The organism is Glutamicibacter protophormiae, from assembly GCF_014647495.1.
Classification (GTDB): Bacteria; Actinomycetota; Actinomycetes; order Actinomycetales; family Micrococcaceae; genus Glutamicibacter; species Glutamicibacter protophormiae.
The window spans coordinates 45506-64864 of record NZ_BMPH01000003.1 but is presented as its reverse complement, the minus strand read 5'-3'; the positions used below and the strand labels follow the sequence as shown (position 1 = coordinate 64864).

General features: G+C 66.2%; 17 protein-coding genes. 2 read left to right on the top strand and 15 right to left on the bottom strand.

The features are described from left to right. The first annotated feature begins 223 nt into the window (after positions 1-223). On the top strand, positions 224-559 hold the full coding sequence (locus tag IEY43_RS04610; RefSeq protein ID WP_188947443.1) for a hypothetical protein: 336 nt from the start codon (positions 224-226) through the stop codon (positions 557-559). A 43-nt stretch (positions 560-602) separates the two neighbouring features. On the opposite strand, the gene IEY43_RS04605 is transcribed toward IEY43_RS04610, so the two are convergent. The 6 genes from IEY43_RS04605 to IEY43_RS04580 form a co-directional block, all read right to left on the bottom strand. Further along, a complete protein-coding gene (locus tag IEY43_RS04605) occupies positions 603-1988 on the bottom strand; it encodes a S8 family serine peptidase (RefSeq protein WP_229777296.1) in 1386 nt (461 codons plus the stop codon). A gap of 154 nt (positions 1989-2142) precedes the next feature. After that, the gene (locus IEY43_RS04600) at positions 2143-3075 is read right to left on the bottom strand and encodes a Ppx/GppA phosphatase family protein (protein WP_188947441.1); all 933 of its coding nucleotides are present in this window, start codon (positions 3073-3075) and stop codon (positions 2143-2145) included. After that, complete coding sequence (locus IEY43_RS04595; RefSeq protein ID WP_229777281.1) at positions 3075-3773, bottom strand: DUF501 domain-containing protein; 699 nt, start codon at positions 3771-3773, stop codon at positions 3075-3077. The genes IEY43_RS04600 and IEY43_RS04595 overlap by 1 nt, the downstream gene beginning before the upstream one ends. Before the next feature lie 23 nt (positions 3774-3796). Beyond that, positions 3797-4705: an FtsB family cell division protein gene (locus tag IEY43_RS18100; RefSeq protein WP_229777280.1), complete on the bottom strand. Its 909-nt coding sequence runs from the start codon at positions 4703-4705 to the stop codon at positions 3797-3799. 124 nt (positions 4706-4829) lie between these two features. Further along, positions 4830-6110 carry a phosphopyruvate hydratase gene (gene eno, locus IEY43_RS04585; protein ID WP_188947440.1) on the bottom strand — a complete coding sequence of 427 codons (1281 nt, stop codon included), beginning with the start codon at positions 6108-6110 and terminating at the stop codon, positions 4830-4832. 90 nt (positions 6111-6200) lie between these two features. Further along, on the bottom strand, positions 6201-6899 hold the full coding sequence (locus IEY43_RS04580; RefSeq protein ID WP_188947439.1) for a MazG nucleotide pyrophosphohydrolase domain-containing protein: 699 nt from the start codon (positions 6897-6899) through the stop codon (positions 6201-6203). 120 nt (positions 6900-7019) lie between these two features. Here IEY43_RS04580 and IEY43_RS04575 point away from each other — a divergent pair, with 120 nt between their 5' ends. After that, positions 7020-8510 carry an aldehyde dehydrogenase family protein gene (locus tag IEY43_RS04575; protein ID WP_188947438.1) on the top strand — a complete coding sequence of 497 codons (1491 nt, stop codon included), beginning with the start codon at positions 7020-7022 and terminating at the stop codon, positions 8508-8510. A 75-nt stretch (positions 8511-8585) separates the two neighbouring features. On the opposite strand, the gene IEY43_RS04570 is transcribed toward IEY43_RS04575, so the two are convergent. From IEY43_RS04570 to IEY43_RS04530, 9 genes are all read right to left on the bottom strand, one after another. Continuing rightward, positions 8586-9788 (bottom strand): adenosine deaminase, encoded by a 1203-nt coding sequence (locus IEY43_RS04570; protein ID WP_188947437.1) that lies wholly within the window; start codon positions 9786-9788, stop codon positions 8586-8588. Positions 9789-9879: 91 nt separating this feature from the next. Beyond that, on the bottom strand, positions 9880-10569 hold the full coding sequence (locus tag IEY43_RS04565; RefSeq protein ID WP_188947436.1) for a DedA family protein: 690 nt from the start codon (positions 10567-10569) through the stop codon (positions 9880-9882). 244 nt (positions 10570-10813) lie between these two features. Further along, entirely contained in the window at positions 10814-12127 is a 1314-nt protein-coding gene (locus IEY43_RS04560) for a thymidine phosphorylase (RefSeq protein WP_188947435.1), read from the bottom strand. Positions 12128-12154: 27 nt separating this feature from the next. Beyond that, positions 12155-12565 carry a cytidine deaminase gene (locus IEY43_RS04555; protein WP_188947434.1) on the bottom strand — a complete coding sequence of 137 codons (411 nt, stop codon included), beginning with the start codon at positions 12563-12565 and terminating at the stop codon, positions 12155-12157. 9 nt (positions 12566-12574) lie between these two features. Beyond that, a complete protein-coding gene (locus IEY43_RS04550; protein WP_188947433.1) occupies positions 12575-13849 on the bottom strand; it encodes an ABC transporter permease in 1275 nt (424 codons plus the stop codon). Beyond that, on the bottom strand, positions 13846-15033 hold the full coding sequence (locus tag IEY43_RS04545; protein ID WP_374189850.1) for an ABC transporter permease: 1188 nt from the start codon (positions 15031-15033) through the stop codon (positions 13846-13848). Before IEY43_RS04545 ends, IEY43_RS04550 begins: the two co-directional genes overlap by 4 nt. Before the next feature lie 17 nt (positions 15034-15050). Further along, positions 15051-16664, bottom strand: a complete 1614-nt coding sequence (locus IEY43_RS04540; RefSeq protein ID WP_188947431.1) for an ABC transporter ATP-binding protein — start codon at positions 16662-16664, stop codon at positions 15051-15053. Positions 16665-16782: 118 nt separating this feature from the next. Next, positions 16783-17871, bottom strand: a complete 1089-nt coding sequence (locus IEY43_RS04535; protein ID WP_188947430.1) for a BMP family lipoprotein — start codon at positions 17869-17871, stop codon at positions 16783-16785. A gap of 280 nt (positions 17872-18151) precedes the next feature. After that, positions 18152-19357, bottom strand: a complete 1206-nt coding sequence (locus tag IEY43_RS04530; RefSeq protein WP_188947429.1) for an amidohydrolase — start codon at positions 19355-19357, stop codon at positions 18152-18154. Positions 19358-19359 lie beyond the last annotated feature (2 nt).

Here is a 19359-nt window from a genome sequence, read left to right as displayed (position 1 = left end):
GTTAGTGAAAATATTCACTAACTTAATGGGTATGTTTAATCACGTAACCGTCGCCCGTCCGGACACGGTAAGGAGCGTTCGCCATGGCAGCCGGTGATCAGGGTTCGGATTCCGTGTTTTTCGCGGCTGATTCACTGCCCGCAAGCGCCGTCCACGTAAGCTGGCGGACGGCACGCTGTGGGGCCGCCCAGCCGAGGCGCGTCGGACGTGCAATGGTTGGAGCATGCGCGTATTCCGAAGGTTCCTGATTTGGCTGGCGGCCCTGCTGACGCTGCTGGGAGCTGCCGCCAGCGTGATCATGTTCCTCCAGCCCTGGCGCAGCTGCCCGGAGATCGATGACAGTTCCGCCGGCTGCCCCGCCACCGAAAGCGACCTCGCGCTGCTGGGGCTGGCAGTTGCCGCAATGCTGATCGGGCTCGTCCTCTGGATCGCCGCCGTTCCCCGGTACCAGAGGATCACCTGTGAATTCGCGGCGCCTTTCGGGGCGCTTCCGGCGTCACCGGCCTCGGGCGCCCCGCCCGTCCCTTCCAAACTGCATTCCGCGGACGAAAAGCAATGAAGAGGCAAATGACCCGGCGTCCTTGCGGGCACCGGGTCATCATCTACTTCTCGTCTTCAGGAATGTCGTCGAACAGGTCGCGGCCCTCATTGGGCTTCCCGACCTGCAGGTCGCCCAGTTTGGCCGAGGCCACCCGTGCGGACAGCGCCTGCTTCCTTGCCCTGGTGCTGACCTGCACCCCGCCGATGGCCAGTACCAGCAGCAGGATCAGCGATCCGCCGATCACCAGCACCGGTTGCAGCACCGGCGTCGAGGTGTCCGGGGCGATCGGCTCCGGGGCGGCCACCTGCTTCAGGTCCGACTTCTCGTTGGAGACGCCCGGGTCCGGAGCATCCGAGACGCCTTCGGTATTGCGGCGGTGCACCCGGATCCATTCGGTGATGGTGCCCAGCGGATTCTCGGTCGCCACCGGGACGTCAGCATTCACGGCGGCGTTCGCATCGATGATGCCGTAGCCGTAGAGGTTGTCGACCCAGGCGGCTCCGGTGTCCTTGGCGGTCTTCAGGATGCGGTTGATGACCTGCTCGGCCGGCATGTCCGGGTACTTGGAGCGAATCAGCGCCGCCACGCCCGCGACGATCGGCGCGGCGCCGGAGGTTCCGGACCAGCGCGCGTAGCCGTTGTCCGGCAGCCCGCCGACCAGCTTCTCGGCCGGGGCGGCCACACCGATGGAGATGCCTTCGGTGGATGAATCCTGCGAAGCCTTGTCGTTCTCGTCGACGCCGGCCACGGTCAGCACGCCCGGGATGGTCGCCGGCGCGCCGACCTGGTTCATGCCGCCGGAGCGGTTGCCCGCAGCGGCCACGACGACCACGTCGCGTTCCTCGGCGTACTTGAAGGCTTCGTCCCAGCTTTCGGGCCAGGCAGGGCTGGTGGAGCCCAGGGACATGTTGATGACCTTCGCGCCGGAGTCCACCGCGTACTTCACCGCCCTGGGGATCTGCTGCTCCACGGAGATGCCGGAAGGGTTGCCGTCCCCCATCCACAACGACACGGACAGCAGCTCTGCCTTGGGCGCCACGCCGAGCACCCCGTCCTTGCCGCCGGACAGCGCGGGGACCTTTTCGTATTCGGGTTCCTCCGGGACGTCCTTGTCCTCTTCCTCGGCGGTCTTCTTGGCCTGTTCCCAGGCCGACTTCAGCCGCTGGTTCTCGGAGGTGACCCGGTCGATTTCCCCTTGGTTGTTGCCGCGCCCGGCCAGCAGGGTCGCCACCAGGGTGCCGTGCTCGCTCATGACGCCGATGGGCTTCTCGCCTTTGGCTCCCCCGGCCCCGGACATGTCGGCGCCGCCCACGACGGCGCCCTTCAGGTCCCGGTGGCCGGTGTCGATGCCGGTGTCGATGACGGCGACTTTCACGCCCTCGCCCTTGGTTTCCTTCTGCGCCTCGGTGATGCCCAGCGACTTCAGCCAGTATTCGGCGTTGCGCATGTCATCGGCCTGCGCCGCGGGGCTGGGCAGCAGGAACGCGAAGGCCAGCAGGGTCGCGAGCAGGGCCGAAACGGCGGTGCGTGCGCCGGCCGGGAGGCCGGAACGTGCTGGTGCTTTCAAGGTCATCTCCTGCCCTGTCTTGCCTGGGGTGTCATTAAGCGCGCTGCGCGGCGGAAGCCGCGATGCCGTCGAGGATGTCGTGCTCCGAGGCGACCAGGACCATCTCGCGGTGTCCGCTGGCGCGTTCCAGGTAGTCCAGGATGCGCTCGACGATGACCGCTCCGGCCTGGATGACGTCCACGCGTCCCGGGTGCATGAAGCCCAGCGCCTGGCGCTGTTCGCGGGTGTAGGAGAGCATCGAGGCGGTGGCCTGGCGCATCTGGGCGAAGCTCAGCTCGGCGCCGTGGATGGCCGCGGAATCGTACTGCTTCAGCCCCAGCGCCTGCGCGGTGAGGGTGGTGCAGGTGCCGGCGACCATGATGACCGCGTCCACCTGGCTCACGTCCACCGCGCCGTCCAGGCGCTGCAGGGTGGCGTCGAGGAATTCCAGGCTCTGGCGCGACCGCAGCCCGTCGATGTGGAAGCGCTCGGTGACGCGCACGCAGCCCATGTCCAGGCTCTTGGCCGCGACCGGGCCGTTCTCGCCGCCCAGGACGAACTCGGTGGAACCGCCGCCCAGGTCGATGACCAGCACCTGCCCGGGCTTGCCGGCGCGGACCGAGGCGGCACCGGTGAAGGACAGCTCGGCTTCCTCCTCGCCGCTGATGATTTCCGGCTCGACACCGAGGATCGAGGTGATCTTGCTGGTGAACAGCTCGCGGTTCGACGCGTCGCGGGCGGCGGAGGTGGCGGCGAAGCGGATAGCCTGGACCTGGTGCTCGTCGCACAGCTTCTTGTATTCCTTGACCGCCGCGAAGGTGCGTTCCAGGGCTTCGGGGGCGAAGGCGCCGGTGGCGTCCACGCCCTGGCCCAGGCGCACCACGCGCATGGTGCGCAGCACGTCGCGCAGCTCGCTGCCATCCGCCTCGACGTCGGCGATCAGCAGGCGGATGGAGTTGGTGCCGCAGTCGATTCCGGCGACGCGCATTACTTCTGCTCCCCGGAGTTCTGCGCGGCCTCGCGGGCCGCGCGCTTCGCGGCGCGTTCGGCGCGCTTGATGGCGGGGTCGACCTTTTCCTGGGTCTTCACATGGCGCGAACGGTCCTGGCTCGGGGCCTGGCCCTCGGTGTCCCAGGCGCCAACGCAGAAGCACTTGTCCTTGGTCCACCATTCGGCGATGGCCTGCAGCGCCTCGTCGCCCAGCGGGTTCACGCCCTCGCCGGCGGCCAGCGCGTGGCCCACCAGGACGTGCAGGCACTTCACGCGCGTTGGCATGCCGCCGGCCGAAACACCGGCGATCTCCGGCACGGCTCCGGTGCCCGAGCGCTCGCCAATGGCATCGCGGTTGGCCAGGTAGGAGTCGTGGGCCGCGGCGTAGGCGGAGGCGAGCGGCGCCTCAGCGGCCAGGCGCTCGTTCATCTCGTTCATCAGCCCGGCGGCTTCCAGCCGGGACACGGCGGCGGTGATCACCGGGTGGGTCAGGTAGTAGGTCGTCGGGAACGGGATGCCCGAGGACAACCGCGGCGCGGTGGTGGCGACCAGCGGGTTGCCGCACACGCAGCGTGCACCGATTTCCACCACATCCCGCACCGGACGGTTCAGCTGGCGGCTGAGGGTGTCCAGGTCCTGCTCGCTGGGTACTCGTCCGGCGGCGTCCAGGGCTTCGCGGATGGGCTGTTCAGTCACGTTTCGTCTCTTTGCGTCGTCGGTCAGTCTGTTGCGGAACGGGTAATGGAGTCGATGAGCGCATCGACCCAAGGCAGTTCCTGGCGCACCTCATAGGTGCTGCCGTTGCCGGATTCGGCGCTCTCGTCCGCTGGCTTCTCGCCAACAACCATGTAGAGCTTCTCTCCGGGCATCACCAAGTTTATCCGTTCGCGGGCCTGCTGCTTGATGTACAGCGGGTCGTCCCAGCGGGCGATCTCGGCTTTCAGCTCGTCGCGCTGGGCTTCCATCGCGGCGATGGAGGCGCGCAGCTCGTTGATCTGGGCCATCTGGGTGCGGTAGTAGTTCACCGTGGGGACCAGCATGACCGCGAAGAAGGCGAAGACCACGATCAGCGCGGCAATGCGTCCGGAGAAGCGGTGGGCGGCCACCGGTTCACCCTGCTGGACCGGGGCCTGCGGCGCGGGCTTCTCCCCCGGCTTGCGGCGCACGGCCATGGAGAATTTGGCCCGGTCTTCGCGGCGCCGTTCGTTCTGCTTTTCCTTGGCGCGTTCGCGCAGCGGGCGCTTGGAGCCTTCGGCGTGGGCGGCGCGTTGCGGCACCGGGGTGCCCGGTTCTTCGGGTTTGGCCCGGCGGCCTGCCTGTGCCGCCGTTGTGCCGCCTGCGGGCTTGGAGTTTGGCGGTTTGGGGCCGCCGGTCCTTCCGGAGCCTGGCGCGGAAGCAGCTGGCTTGGAATGGGTTTGCGGGACGCTGGGCAGCTTGCGGACCTTGGGCTGGGATGCCGGGAATTCGGGATCCTGCACGATATGCAGCGAGTCGGTGGCCGGCTCGGCCTCATGGGCCGGCGCCGGGTCGGCGGAGGCGCGGTTGGCGTTCTCCGGGAATTCCTGCGGCTTGTCCTGTCCCGGGCTAGGGGTGTTCCTTCGTGGCATGCGCGGTGGTCGCTGGGCCATATTCCCCCATTCCCCATGGTGTTCTGCAAGCGGTACATTCGCGGAAAATCCACGATATCTCCATTAAAAAACGAAAAGCCCGCCGGTATCCACTACCGACGAGCTTATTCGCTTTTGCTGGTGATTAGCTGTTGAAACGCGGGAACGCGCTCTTGCCAGCGTAAACAGCCGAGGCGCCGAGGTCTTCCTCGATGCGCAGCAGCTGGTTGTACTTGGCCACGCGCTCGGAGCGGGCCGGAGCACCGGTCTTGATCTGACCTGCGTTGGTGGCCACGCAGATGTCTGCGATGGTCACGTCTTCGGTCTCGCCGGAGCGGTGCGAAGTGATGGTGGTGTAGCCGGCACGCTGGGCCAGGGTGATGGCGTCCAGGGTCTCGGTCAGGGTGCCGATCTGGTTGACCTTCACCAGCAGCGAGTTGGCGGTGCCCTTTTCGATGCCCTCGGCCAGGCGCTCCGGGTTGGTCACGAACAGGTCGTCACCCACCAGCTGCACCTTGTCGCCAATGGCGTCGGTCAGGGTCTTCCAGCCGTCCCAGTCGTTCTCGTCCAGCGGATCCTCGATGGAGACCAGCGGGAAGTCGGCGACCAGTGCCGCGTAGTAGTCGCTCATCTGCTCTGCGGAACGGGCTTCGCCCTCGAACTGGTAGGCGCCGTTTTCGTAGAACTCGGAGGAAGCGACGTCCAGGGCCAGGGCGATGTCCTCGCCCGGGGTGTACCCGGCGCGCTTGATGGCCTCGGTGATCAGTTCCAGTGCCGCACGGTTGCTCGGCAGGTTCGGCGCGAAGCCGCCCTCGTCGCCCAGGCCGGTGGACAGGTTCTTTTCCTTCAGGACGTCCTTGAGGTTGTGGTAGACCTCGACGCCCCAGCGCAGGCCCTCGGAGAAGGACTCGGCGCCCAGCGGGGCGATCATGAATTCCTGGATGTCCACGTCGGAGTCGGCGTGGGAGCCGCCGTTGAGGATGTTCATCAGCGGAACCGGCAGGACGTGGCCGTTCGGGCCGCCCAGGTACTTGAACAGCGGCAGGTTCGCGCTCACTGCGGCGGCATTGGCCACTGCCAGCGACACGCCCAGGATGGCGTTGGCGCCGAGCTTGGACTTGTTGCTGGTGCCGTCCAGGTCAAGCATGGCCTGGTCGATGGCGCGCTGGTCGGTGGCGTCAAGGCCCTCCAGCTCGTCAGCGATTTCCTCGATGACGGACTCGACTGCGCCCAGTACACCCTTGCCCAGGTAGCGGCTCTTGTCACCGTCGCGGCGTTCTACGGCCTCGAACTGGCCGGTGGAGGCACCTGATGGAACGGCGGCGCGGCCGTGCGAACCGTCGGTGAGCAGTACCTCGACCTCAACGGTCGGATTGCCGCGGGAATCAAGGATTTCGCGCGCGTGGATGGCGTCAATCAATGCCATGAGTATGGACTCCTTGTAGAAAGGGGTGGTCTAAGGGCTGGCCAGCCAGCGGTCGCTGAGTGACCGTTGGCGCCGTTGCCTGTCTCTAGCCTAGCGCTTTGAACCGGATTCGGGCGACGATGTTGCGTCCGGCTTCGCGCCGTAGCTGTGCTGCAACCGGTCGCGGAGTACCGATTCCGCGTCCAGCCCCAGTTCTTCGGCGCGTGCAGTGAGCGCCATCAGCTCGGCGGCGAGGCTGTCTGCATCGACCACGCGGTCGCGTACTGCGGCACTGATCCGGTGCTCCCCGGCGGCCCGGGAATCCGCCCTGGTATGGCGGTCCAGCAGCTTCTGCGCGAGCGTGAGCGCGGGCAGGCCGGCCGGCAGCCCGGCGTTGCGGCGCTCCTGCGGGGCTCCTTCCCGCTCGGCCTGCTTGGCCGCATCCCAGACCCTGATGATTTCATCGACGTCCGTGATGATGCACTCGCGGATTCTCCCCGCGGCGTCGAAAACATGACGATTCCGGCGCAGCAGCTTGGCGTCCAGGGTGGCGGCGACCTCCTCCAGCGTGAAGTTTTCCTGTTCCTCGGCGATGAGCGCGTGCAGCAGGATCTGGAACAACACGTCGCCCAGCTCCTCCTTGAGCGCCGGGGCATCCACCGCCCCGATGGCGTCCAGGACCTCGTAGCATTCCTCGATCAGGTAGGTGCGCAGCGACTCGTGGGTCAGCGCCCTGGTCCATGCGCAGTTCTCGCGCAGGGTGCGCACTGTCTGGATCAGATGGTCCATGGAAGTCGTCTCGCTGGGCATGCGTTCATCCTATCCCCGCCGGCATGGCCCGCGCCGGGCCGGGGCGCCTGCGCCTGTAACGAGCATTACATTCGGGCTAGCATTGCGTTAAGCCGAAACCCCCACGCCAAAGGAGTCGCCATGACCGTGCAGGAAACCGAACGCCCAGCCTTCCTCCAGAAGCTGCCCTCCGCGTTGTTCATCAACGGCCAGTGGATCGAGGGGACGTCCGCCTCCTCGCTGACCACTGCCAATCCCTTTGACGACGCGGTGCTGGCCGAGATCCGCCAGGCCTCCACCGCGGACGTGGACGCCGCCTACCTGGCCGCTTCCGAAGCCCAGCCCGAATGGGCGGCGCTGCCGCCCGCGGCCCGCACCGCGGTGCTGGAGAAGGCCGCCGCCTACCTCCAGGCCAACTACAAGGACATCCTGGCCCTGCTCAGCGCCGAGTCCGGTTCCGCGCAGCTGAAGGCCAACATCGAGCTCGGCGGCACCATCGCCGCCCTCCGCGAAGCGGCGACCTTCCCGTCGCGCGTATTCGGAAAGATCATGCCTTCGAATTTCCCCGGCAAGGAAAACCGGGTCTACCGCGAACCGCTGGGAGTGGTCGCGGTCATCAGCCCGTGGAATTTCCCCATGCTGCTTTCCGCCCGCTCGGTGGCTCCGGCCCTCGCCCTGGGCAACACGGTGGTGCTCAAGCCCGCGTCCGACACCCCGCTGTCCGGCGCCCTGATCCTGGCCAAGGCCTTCGAGGAAGCAGGAGCGCCGGCCGGAGCACTGAACGTGCTGGTTGGTTCCGGCTCGGAAATCGGCGACTACTTCGTCGCCCACCCGACGCCCTCGCTGGTGTCCTTCACCGGTTCCACCGAGGTGGGGCAGAATGTCGGAAAGCTCGCTGTGTCCGGTGAGCACATGAAGCGCGTGGCCCTGGAACTGGGCGGCAACGCGCCCTTCGTGGTGCTTCAGGACGCGGACCTGGATGAAGCGGTGAAGGCCGCGGCGCTGGGCAAGTTCCTGCACCAGGGCCAGATCTGCATGGCGATCAACCGGATCATCGTCCAGGAGCCGGTCTACGAGGAATTCGTTCAGAAATATGCGCAGCTGGTCTCCACCCTGGGCTTCGGCGATGCCGCCGAGCGCAAGAACCTGATCGGCCCGGTCATCAACGACGCCCAGCTGGCCTCGGTCACCGCCAAGATCGAGCGGGCCCGGGCCGAGGGAGCCCGCGAGGTGCTCTCCGGGGCGATCCAGGGGCGCGTCATCCCGCCGCATGTCTTTGCCGACGTGACCCCGCAGATGGAGCTGTTCCGCGAGGAGATCTTCGGACCCGTCGTGGGCATCGCCAAGGCGGACAGCGAAGAGCATGCGCTCGAATTGGCCAACGACACCCGGTACGGTCTGTCCAGCGCGGTGTTCACCCGCGACATCGAGAAGGGCGTGCGCTTCGCCCGCGGGATCAAGGCCGGCATGACGCACATCAACGACATCCCGGTGAACGACGAGCCGCATGTGATGTTCGGCGGCGAGAAGAACTCGGGCCTGGGCCGTTTCAATGGCGAGTGGGCCATTGAGGAATTCACCACCGACCATTGGGTGGGTGTGCAGAGCACACCCAAGAAGTACCCGTTCTAGACACCAAAAAGGCAGCCTGCCCGGAATTTTCCGGGCAGGCTGCCTTTTTGGTGTCGTGCTCAAGGACGGTCGAGGTTAGTTCTCCTCGTAGTCCTCATCCTCGAAGTCTTCGTCATCCTCGTCGTCGCCGTCCAGCAGGTGGTCGTAGAAGTCGTTGATGTACTCGACGAGCAGTTCGCGCATCTCCAGCGGCACGAAGGCCGCCTCGGCCGCGTTCAGCGTCAGGTCCAGCAGGTCTTCGAGGTCGTAGTCGAAGGCCTCGACCAGCAGCTCGAACTCGTCCGACAAGGTGGTGCCGGACATCAGCCGGTTGTCCGGGGAGATCGTGACGTTGAACCCGGTCTGCACCAGCAGGTCGATCGGGTGCGATTCGATGCCCTCGCCGAATTCGGCGGTGGCCCCGGTCTGCAGGTTGGATGAAGGGCAGATTTCCAGCGGGATCCCGCGTTCGCGAACCCAGTTGGCCACCGGGCCCAGCGAGACCAGGCCGGTGTCCTCGCCGAGTTCCTCGCCGTCCTCGTCCACGCCGCCGAACTCGATCTCGATGTCCTCGGCCACACGCACGCCGTGGCCCAGGCGCTGGGCGCGGCCCACCAGGATGGCGTCCTTGATGGAGTCCAGCCCGGCGGCTTCGCCGGCGTGCACGGTGGTCGGGAACAGGTTCTCGGCCAGCAGGTCGAAGGCTTCCTTCATGCGCGAGGGCGGGAAACCGTCCTCGGCGCCGGCGATGTCGAAGCCGACCACGCCGTGGCCGCGGTGGCGCAGCGCCAGCTTGGCGATTTCCACGCCGTTGTCCGCATGGCGCATGGCGATCAGCAGCTGTCCGACCTGCATCGGGTGGCCTTCGCTGTTCAGCTCTTCGCAGGCCTGGTCCAGGCCTTCCTGCACGGCGTCAACGACGTCGTCCAGGCTCAGGCCCTGGCGCAGGTGCTGTTCCGGAGCGTAGCGGACTTCGCCGTAGATCACGCCGTCCTCGGCCAGGTCTTCCACGAACTCGCGGGCCACGCGGATCAGGGCCTCGTGGCTCTGCATCACGGCAAGGGTGTGCTCGAATGTTTCCAGGTAGCGCGGCAGCGACCCGGAGACGGCCGATTCACGGAACCAATTGCCCAAAGCTTCGGCATCGGTCTCGGGCAGTTCGTGGCCAACTTCAGCGGCGAGCTCGATTATTGTCGACGGGCGCAGACCACCGTCGAGGTGGTCGTGCAGAGAAACTTTTGGCAGATCCCGGAAGTCGAACTCGGGATCGTAGGCAGCTTGAATCATTTCTTCAGTCACACCCTTGAGCCTAGTCGCATTTCCGGCTGACTGATAGCCACCACGGCTGAAGTTCTGGACACATCTTGTTGACGGGTGCCGGCCCGGGAGGTTAAATCTCCTGCTGCTCGCCCGGAGGCGCGGTGTGGATCGCTGATCCCAGCGTCCCCCCGCGCTTCTGCGCCAACTGGCGCAGCTTGCGGCGGTGGACCCGTTCCAGCACCCGGCTGACGATCCGGTCGATGATGTAGCCGAGCACCACGGCGATGACCACGGAGACGGCGATGCCCAGCAGCTTGTTCTCCGAGAGCCACTTTCCGGCCAGCGCGCCGATGCCCACGGAGTAGGCGCCCCAGGTGATGCAGCCGATGACATCGAAGAAGGTGAACCGGTGGTAAGAGAATCCGGTGGCCCCGGCGGTCATGTTCACCGCAACGCGCCCCAGCGGAATGTAGCGGGCGGTGAAGATCAGCAGCGCGCCGGAGGTTTCCAGCTTGCGGGTCGCGAAGTCCAGGATCTTCTTGACCCTGCCCTTGCGCATCCACCCGTACTGCCGGTAGCCGATGCCCCGGCCGATGCGGAAGGTGATCTGGTCCCCGATGATCGCCCCGGACACCCCGATCACGAAGATCAGCAGCAGGTTGGGGCTTCCGGTGCTGATGCCCACGGCGGCCAGCGACACCAGGAAGGTCTCGGAGGGGACGACGGGGAACACCCCGTCAATGAGGCAGAAGGCGAACAGCAGCGGCAGAATCCACCATGCGGTGGCCGCATGCATGATCGCTTCGTTGACCAATTCCATCGGCGGGTATATCGCTTCCTTGCAGCACGCGGCGGCTGAAATCCGCGCTCTTAATCCATTCTCCACCAGAATCGCACCGCTTCGCACCCTACCAAGGTCGTGTTTCGCACCGCGCGGTTCTCCCTCCGGGGGATGAGGTGAAGTTTTTAACGCCCGGCGGCTTGCGCGAGTTCCCGCGTCCGGGAGGCCTTCCGGGTTAAACGCCGGCAGCCGCCCCGTGCGGGGCGGCTGCCGGCGGGCCGGGCTAGTTCGCGCAGATGCGGTCCAGGATCAGGCGCATGTCAGGGCGGTCGGAGTCCGAGCCGATCAGGATGGCGCGCTGCACCAGTTCGATGGCGCGTTCCATCTTCTCCGGGGTATCGGTCAGCAGCGTGGCGATCGGTTCCCCGCGGCGCACCAGGGCACCGGGCTTGACGTGCAGGCGCACGCCGGCGCCGGCCTGCACAGCGTCTTCCTTGCGGGCACGCCCGGCGCCCAGGGTCCACGCGGCCAGGCCGATGTCCATGGCGTCCAGCTTCAGCAGCACGCCTTCGGCCGGGGCCAGCACGGTGTGCGATTCGCGGGCCACCGGCAGCTTGGCATCCGGGTCGCCGCCCTGCGCTGAAATCATGGCGCGCCATTTGTCCATGGCGCGGCCGTCGTTCAGCGCCGCCCGCACATCCACGTCGCTGATGCCCGCCCCGGCCAGCATTTCGGTGGCCAGGGCCACGGTCAGCTCGACCACGTCCTCCGGGCCGCCGCCGGCGAGCACCTCGACGGATTCCTGAACCTCGATGGCGTTGCCAGCGGTCAACCCCAGCGGGGTGTCCATGTTGGTCAGCAGCGCCACGGTGTTCACCCCGGCATCGGCGCCCAGGTTCACCATGGTTTCGGCCAGCTCGCGGGCCATCGCCTCGGTTTTCATGAACGCCCCGGAACCCACCTTGACGTCCAGCACCAGGGCACCGGTGCCCTCGGCGATCTTCTTGCTCATGATCGAGGAGGCGATCAGCGGGATCGCTTCAACGGTTGCGGTGACGTCGCGCAGCGCGTAGAGCTTCTTGTCCGCCGGGGCCAATCCGGCGCCGGCGGCGCAGATGACCGCGCCGACGGTGGAAAGCTGGGCGAAAAGCTCCTCGTTGGACAGCTCCGCGCGCCAGCCCGGGATCGCTTCGAGCTTGTCCAGGGTGCCGCCGGTGTGGCCCAGGCCGCGGCCCGAGAGCTGCGGGACAGCTACCCCGAAGCTGGCCACCAGCGGTGCCAGCGGCAAGGTGATCTTGTCCCCCACGCCGCCGGTGGAATGCTTGTCGGTGGTGGGCAGGCTGCGCCCGGACGGGTCGGCCAGGGCGGAGAAGTCCATGCGTTCGCCGGTATTGATCATGGCGTTGGTCCAGCGGGAGATCTCCGCGCGGTGCATGCCCTGGAAGTAGATGGCCATGTTCAGCGCGGCCATCTGCTCCTCGGCGATCACGCCGCGGGTGTACGCGTCGATGGTCCAGTCGATCATTTCGTTGCTCAGCTCGCCGCCGTCACGCTTGGTGCGGATGACTTCGACGGCGCTGAATTGTTCGGCAGCCATGGAGGGGCCTCCCGTTCTGTTCTCTGGTCAGTCGATGATGTTGTGCGGTCCGAAGGCGTCCGGAAGCAGCTGGTCCATGCCCACGATCCCGGATGCGGTCTTGATCCGCAGGTCGGGCCCGCGGTGCTCGAAGAGCAGCTGGCGGCAGCGGCCGCACGGGGTGATCAGTTCCAGTTCGCCGTCCTTGAGTTGCCCGAAGCACACGAAGTAGTCCAGCGTGCCGCCGCCGGTGGCGAACAGTTCGCCGAGCATGGAGCATTCGGCGCACAGGGTCACCCCGTAGGCGGCGTTTTCGATGTTGCAGCCGGAGACCAGCCGCCCGTCGCCGGTCAGCGCCGCGGCGCCGACCCGGAAGTTCGAGTAGGGTGCGTAGGCCTTGGACAACGCGGCCGCGGCCGCAGCTTCAAGCTGCGACCACGGCGCGGTGGTGTTAGTCATGGGAACGGGTCATTCCTTCACATAGGGATCGCCGACGGCGGCCGGGCCGCGCGAGCGCCCCACCAGTCCTGCCACGGCGAAGATCGTCACCAGGTACGGCATCATGGCCATGAACTGGCTCGGCACCGGGGTGCCGATGATCGTGAGCATCACCTGCAGGTTGTCCGCGAAGCCGAAGAGCAGCGCCGCGGCGAACGCGCCGATCGGGTTCCAGCGCCCGAAGATCACCGCGGCCAGCGCGATGAAGCCGCGGCCGCCGGAGATTTCCTTGGTGAAGGAGTCGATGGCGACCAGGGTGAAGAACGAGCCGCCGATGCCGGCGACGATGCCGCCCAGGGTCACGTTCCAGAAGCGGGTGCGGTTGACCTTGATGCCCAGTGTGTCGGCGGCCTTCGGGTGCTCGCCCACGGCGCGCACGCGCAGGCCCCAGCGGGTCTTGTACAGGCCGAACCAGACCAGGAACACGGCGATGTACATCAGGTAGCCGATGACCGACTGTTTGAACAGGATCGGGCCGATCACCGGAATGGCGGAGAGCCCCGGGATCGCGATGGTCGGCAGGTGCACCGGCGAGTTGTACAGCTGAGGGTCTTCCTGCATCACGGTGGTGAACAGGAAGCCGGTGATGCCCGAGACCAGCACGTTCAGCACCACGCCGACGATGATCTGGTTGACCAGGTACTTGATGGAGAACAGCGCCAGCACCAGGGAAACCACCGCGCCGGCCAGGCCGGCGGCGATCAGGCCCGCGAAGGCGTTCTGCGTCACCGAGGCCACGATGGCCGCGGTGAACGCGCCGCCCAGCAGCTGGCCCTCGATGGCGATGTTGACCACGCCGGAGCGTTCGGACAGCACGCCGGACAGGGAGCCGAAGACCAACGGCACGGCCAGCACCACGCCGCCGGCCAGCAGGCTGGCCAGCGAGATGGAGTTGATGTTGGCGCCGGAGACGACCCAGATCAGGAACGCGAGCACGAACAGCACCGCGCCCACCGCAACGCTCCAGACCGGAAGCACCCGGCCCTTGGAACGCAGCATCCAGGAGTAGGCGGCCAGAGCCGCCAGCAGCACGCCGATGACGATGTTCGAGGCGCGGCCCGGGAACACCAGGTCGGGCAGGGAGAACGCGTCGCCGGCAGAGGACAGCGAGAAGCTGGCGGTCTGCGAGTTGCCCAGCAGGCCGAAGCTGACCAGCACGATCACTGCCAGCACGCTGAAGATGATCGGGGTCTTCTTGCTCGGAAGCACCGAGATCGCTGACTTCGAGGGAACCGTGGTGGTCACTTGGCACCTGCCTGGGTCGATTCGGTAGCGCTCGCGCGCTTCTTCTTGCGGTTCAGTCCGAAGATCGCCTTGACCAGCGGCGGAGCCGCGATGAACAGCACGATCAGCGACTGGACGACCAGCACGATGTCGATCGGGGTGCCCGTGGTGATCTGCATGTTGACCGCCCCGGCGCGGAAAGCGCCGAAGAGCAGGCCGGCGAAGAAGGTGCCCCACGGGGTGGAGCGCCCCAGCAGCGCCACGGTGATCGCGTCGAAGCCCAGGGAACCTGCCACGCCGGCGGTGAGCACCTTCTCGGTGCCCGCCACCTGCGCCACGCCGGCCGCGCCGGCCAGCGCGCCGGCGAAGGCCATGGCCAGGATCGTGGAGCGGGCCACGTTCACGCCCGCGGTCTGCGCCGCGTGCGGGTTGTGCCCCACGGCGCGGAACTCGAAGCCGATGGTGGAGCGGTTCAGCAGCCAGGCCACGCCCATGGTCAGCAAGACGGCCATCAGGAAGCCCAGGTGCAGCCGGGAGCCCGGCAGCGCCGGGAAGACCGCGTTGGCGTCCAGGATCGGGGAGATCGGGTTGGTCTCGCCCGGGCGGCGGAACGCCTCGGTGTTCATCAGGAAGTCCAGCAGGTACAGCGCCACGTAGTTGAACATGATCGTCAGGATCACTTCGTGGGCGCCGGTGCGGGCCTTGAGCAGGCCGACCAGCCCGCCCCACAGGGCGCCGCCGAGCAGGCCGAAGACGATCACCAGCAGCAGGTGCACCACCACCGGCAGGTGCCAGGCGAAGCCGACGTAGGCGGCCATGGTGGCGCCGATGATCAGCTGGCCCTGGGCGCCGATGTTGAACATGCCGGCGCGGAAGGCCAGGGCCACGCCCAGGCCCGCGCAGATCAGCGGGGTGGAGACCGTCAGGGTTTCCAGCAGCGGGGCGAAGCCCTGCGAGGAGTTGTAGATGGAGCCGTTGAACAGCGCCACATAGCTTTCGGTGCCTGCGCTCCACAGCGCGGAGAAGAAGTCCGAGGGCCGGGCGAACAGGTAGGCGGCCGTTTCCCCGACCTTCTCATCGGTGACGGCAATCAGCAGGCCGCCGATCACCAGCGCCACGATGACGCCCAGCACCGAGACCAGGCCGGGTCCCTGGGTGATGGACTTGAACAGGTCGTTGCCCGGTTTCTTGGGGTCGGGAACCACAGGTGCCTTGGTCTCGCTCACTGTGCTTCTCCTTCCTGGGTGTCGGTGTGTTCGGTGGTCTCCAGCGGTACCGGCTGGGCTTCCACCGGTTCGTTGGCGGAGGTGGCGAAGTCGGCCTGGGCGAAGGCCTCCTCGGCGCTGACGCCGGCCATCATCAGGCCCAGCACCTCGCGGGAGGTGTTGCCCGGCACGATGCCGTTGACCCGGCCCTTGTAGAGCACGGCGATGCGGTCGGCCAGCTCCATGACCTCGTCCAGCTCGGTGGACACGATCATCACCGGGGTCCCCTTGTCGCGTTCGGCCACGATGCGCCGGTGCAGGAACTCGATGGAGCCCACATCCACGCCGCGCGTGGGCTGGGAGGCGATGAACAGCTTCAGGTCGCGGGACAGCTCTCGGGCCATGACGACCTTCTGCTGGTTGCCTCCGGAGAGGCTGGACGCCGGATTCAGCTGGTTGTCGGTGCGCACGTCGAAGTCCGAGATCTGCGCGGCCGCGTTCTTGCGCATGACGTCCAGGTTCATCGAGATGCCCCGGGCGAACGGCGGGCGGTCGTAGAGGTCCAGGATCAGATTCTCCTCGATGGTGAACTCCGAGACCAGGCCGTGGACCGAGCGGTCTTCGGGGACGAAGCCGACCCCGGCGCGCAGCACCTGCTTGACTGACTTGCCGACCAGTTCGATGCCGTCCAGCGAGATCGATCCCGCGGCCACCGGCTGGGTGCCCAGGATCGCCTCGGTCAGCTCGGTCTGGCCGTTGCCCTGCACCCCCGCGACGGCGAGGATCTCGCCCTCGTGGATGTCGAAGCTCACGGAGTCCAGGCTGGTGGCGCCCAGGTCGTTGACCACGCTCAGGCCGCGCACCTGGAAGCGGGCGGCTCCCGGGGTGGCAGGTTCCTTGTTGAGGTTCAGTTCCACCGCTCGGCCAACCATGAGGTTGGCCAGTTCGGTGGTGCTGGTTTCGGCGCCGACCGAGTCGATGACCCGGCCGCGGCGGATCACGGTGATGACGTCGGAGACCGCGCGCACCTCGCGCAGCTTGTGCGAGATGAACACGATCGAGGTGCCATTGGCCTTGAGCTGGCGCATGATTTCCAGCAGCTCGTCGGTTTCCTGCGGGGTGAGCACCGCGGTGGGCTCGTCGAGGATCAGCACCTTGGCCTCGCGGACCAGCGCCTTGATGATTTCCACGCGCTGCTGCACGCCGACCGGCAGGTCCTCGACCAATGCGTCCGGATCCACGTCGAAGCCGTAGCGGTCGGAGATCTCACGGATCTTCTTGCGGGTGACCTGCAGGTCCAGCACGCCCGGGCCCTTGGTCGCCTCGGCGCCCAGGGCGATGTTCTCTGCCACGGTGAAAACCGGGATAAGCATGAAGTGCTGGTGCACCATGCCGATGCCGGCGGCCATGGCGTCGCCGGGGCCATTGAATGCCACTGGTTTTCCATCCAGCAGGATCTGTCCCTCGGTCGGCTGGTACAGCCCGTAGAGGACGTTCATCAGTGTCGACTTTCCCGCGCCGTTCTCACCGAGCAGACAGTGGATTTCGGCATCATCGACGACCAGGTCGATGTCCTTGTTGGCGTAGAAAGAACCGAAGGCTTTCGAGATTCCCCTTAGTTCGAGTTTCACGATTCCACCATCTTCATTGTTCGGTGTGTGTTGCAGTGGGCAGTCTTAGAGCGCGTCTCCGTTCACCGCTGCTGCGGCGAGCGGTGACGCGCTCTGTGACGTTATTGGTTCGAGACCCTTACTTGGGGCTCGATGGGGATTCGACCTTCAGGTCGCCGGAGATGATCTGTGCCTTCAGCGCCTCGATCTCGGACTTGGTCTCGTCGGAGACCTTCGAGTCGAAATCGTGGAACGGTGCCAAGGCCACGCCCGTGTTTTCCAGGGTTCCGACGTATGGAGTCGCGTCGAACTCGCCCTTGGAGTCAGCGGTGACCAGGTCCTCAACGGCCTTGTCCATGGTCTTGATCACGGAGGTCAGCATGACGTCCTTGTAGTCAGGAGCGGTCAGGTAGCCGTCGGAGTCAACCCATACCAGCTTGGCGTCCTTGCCGCCCTTGTTGGCTTCCTTGACTGCGGCGCCTGCGCCCTTGCCCACCGGACCGGCCACCGGCATGATCACGTCAGCGCCGCTGGCGATGAAGTTGCTGGTGACCTGCTTGCCCTTGTCCTGCTTTTCGAAGTCGCCGGTGAAGGTGCCGTCCTGCTTGTCCTTATTCCAGCCCAGCAGCTTGACGTCCTTGCCCTTGTCCTCGTTGAACTTGGCCACGCCGTCGGCGAAGCCGTCCATGAAGATGGTGACGGTTGGGATCTTGACGCCGCCGAAGGTGGCGACGGTGCCGGTCTCCGAGGAAGCGGCGGCCGCGTAGCCTGCCAGGTAGGCGGCCTGGGCCGTGTCGTAGATCATCGGCTTGATGTTCTTGATCGGCTCGTCGTACTGGAAGTCGACGATCGCGAAGTGCTTGTCCGGGTTCTCAGCGGCGGCCTTCTTGGTGGCATCGCCGAGCAGGAAGCCGATGGTCACGGTCAGATCGCAGTCATTGTTCATCATGCCCTGCAGGTTGGTGGCGAAGTCGGCATTGGACTTCGACTCAGCTTCCTGCATCTTGATACCGAGGTCCTTCTCGGCATTCTTCAGGCCGCGGTAGGAGGACTCGTTGAAGGACTGGTCGTCGAATCCGCCGGAGTCCGAGACGATGCAACCGGTGTAGTCCGGGTTTCCAGCCTTGGGGGCCGCCTCTTCCGGGGCCGCGCCACAGGCGGTCAATGCCAAAGCAGAAATGCCGATCATGGCCGCGGCCATGCCGGTCTTGCGCGATACGATGCGCATCTAATCCTCCAAAAAGTTATGCGAGATAACCGGGAGCCGTGAGGCCTTTCTTCCCACGCAGGGCGCCGTTGCCGATGCCCACCGCACGCACCCTGAGGAGCGAACGTTCCCATCGTCTCCATAGCCTATCGGAGATATGTAACTGGTAAAGACGGCAAACATTGCAATTTGCCGAATTCCGCAGCGCCAAACGGCAAGCGCTTAACGTCAATACCCAAGTCAGTTGGCCAATTTACGGCGTGACTAGTGGACTCGAAAAAATTATTGGCGGATTGCGCGGTTAATTAGCGCGGATGCCGTTCGCCTCGTCGATTGCCTGCAGCGCAGCCGCGCACATGATCCGCACGCCCACCCCAATGCACCTCTCATCAGGCACGTAATCTCCGCGGTGCAGGTCGAAGATCTTTCCGCCCGGGGTGCGGGTGCCCAGGCGCAGCATGGCACCGGAGACCTTCTGGGTCATCCAGGCGAAATCCTCCCCGCCCATGGACTGCGGGGTCAGCTCGATGGAGTCCGTCCCGAACTCCTGGCGGGCCGCGGATTCGATCAGCGCGGTTTCGGCCGGGGCGTTGACCACCGGAGGCACGCCGCGGGTGTGCTGCAGCTTGATTTCCACGCCGTACGGGGCGGCGATCTGCCGCACCGCGGCATCCAGCAGCTGCCCGGCTTCGTACCAGACGTCGCCGTCAAGGCAGCGCATGGTCCCGGCCAGGTAGCCGGTGGCTGGAATGGCGTTGGGGGCGCTGCCGGCGTGGATCTGTCCCCAGACGACCGATACGGCCGAGCGCACATCGACCTTGCGGCCGAGCACCGCGGGGACCTGGGTGGCGATCTGGCTCATGGCGAAGACGATGTCTTCGGTCAGGTGCGGTCGCGAGGTGTGCCCTCCGCGGCCGTTGACCTCGATGCGGATGGTGTCACTGGCAGAGGTGATCGCGCCGATGCGCGTGCCGATCTTGCCTGCATCGATGCGCGGCTCGCAGTGCAGGGCAAGGATGCGCGGAACTTCATCGAGGATCCCCTGCTCGATGACCGAGACAGCTCCCCCGGGAAGCTTTTCCTCGGCGGGTTGGAAGATGACGCGGATCCGGCCCGCCAGGAGTCCGGCCTGCTGGATGCGGCCCAGCGCAAGCGCGGTTCCCAGCATCACGGTGGTATGGATATCGTGCCCGCAGGCATGGGCGATGCCCTCGATGGTGGAAGCGTAGTCCAGTTCGGTTTCCTCGAGCACGGGCAGCGCGTCGATGTCAGCGCGCAGGGCGAGGCGGATGGGCCCCTCTCCGACGTCCACGTAGGCTCCGGTGCGTTCCATCTTCACCGGGTTCAGCCCGGCGGCGCGCAGCGCTTCCAGGATGCGTTCGGTGGTTTGGAATTCAGCGAAGGAAAGTTCGGGGTTGCGATGCAGTTCGCGGCGGAACTCGATCAACTCGGGCGTTAAGGACTCGGTCCAGTCCTTGACCGACCCTAGATTTCCTAATTCACTCACTG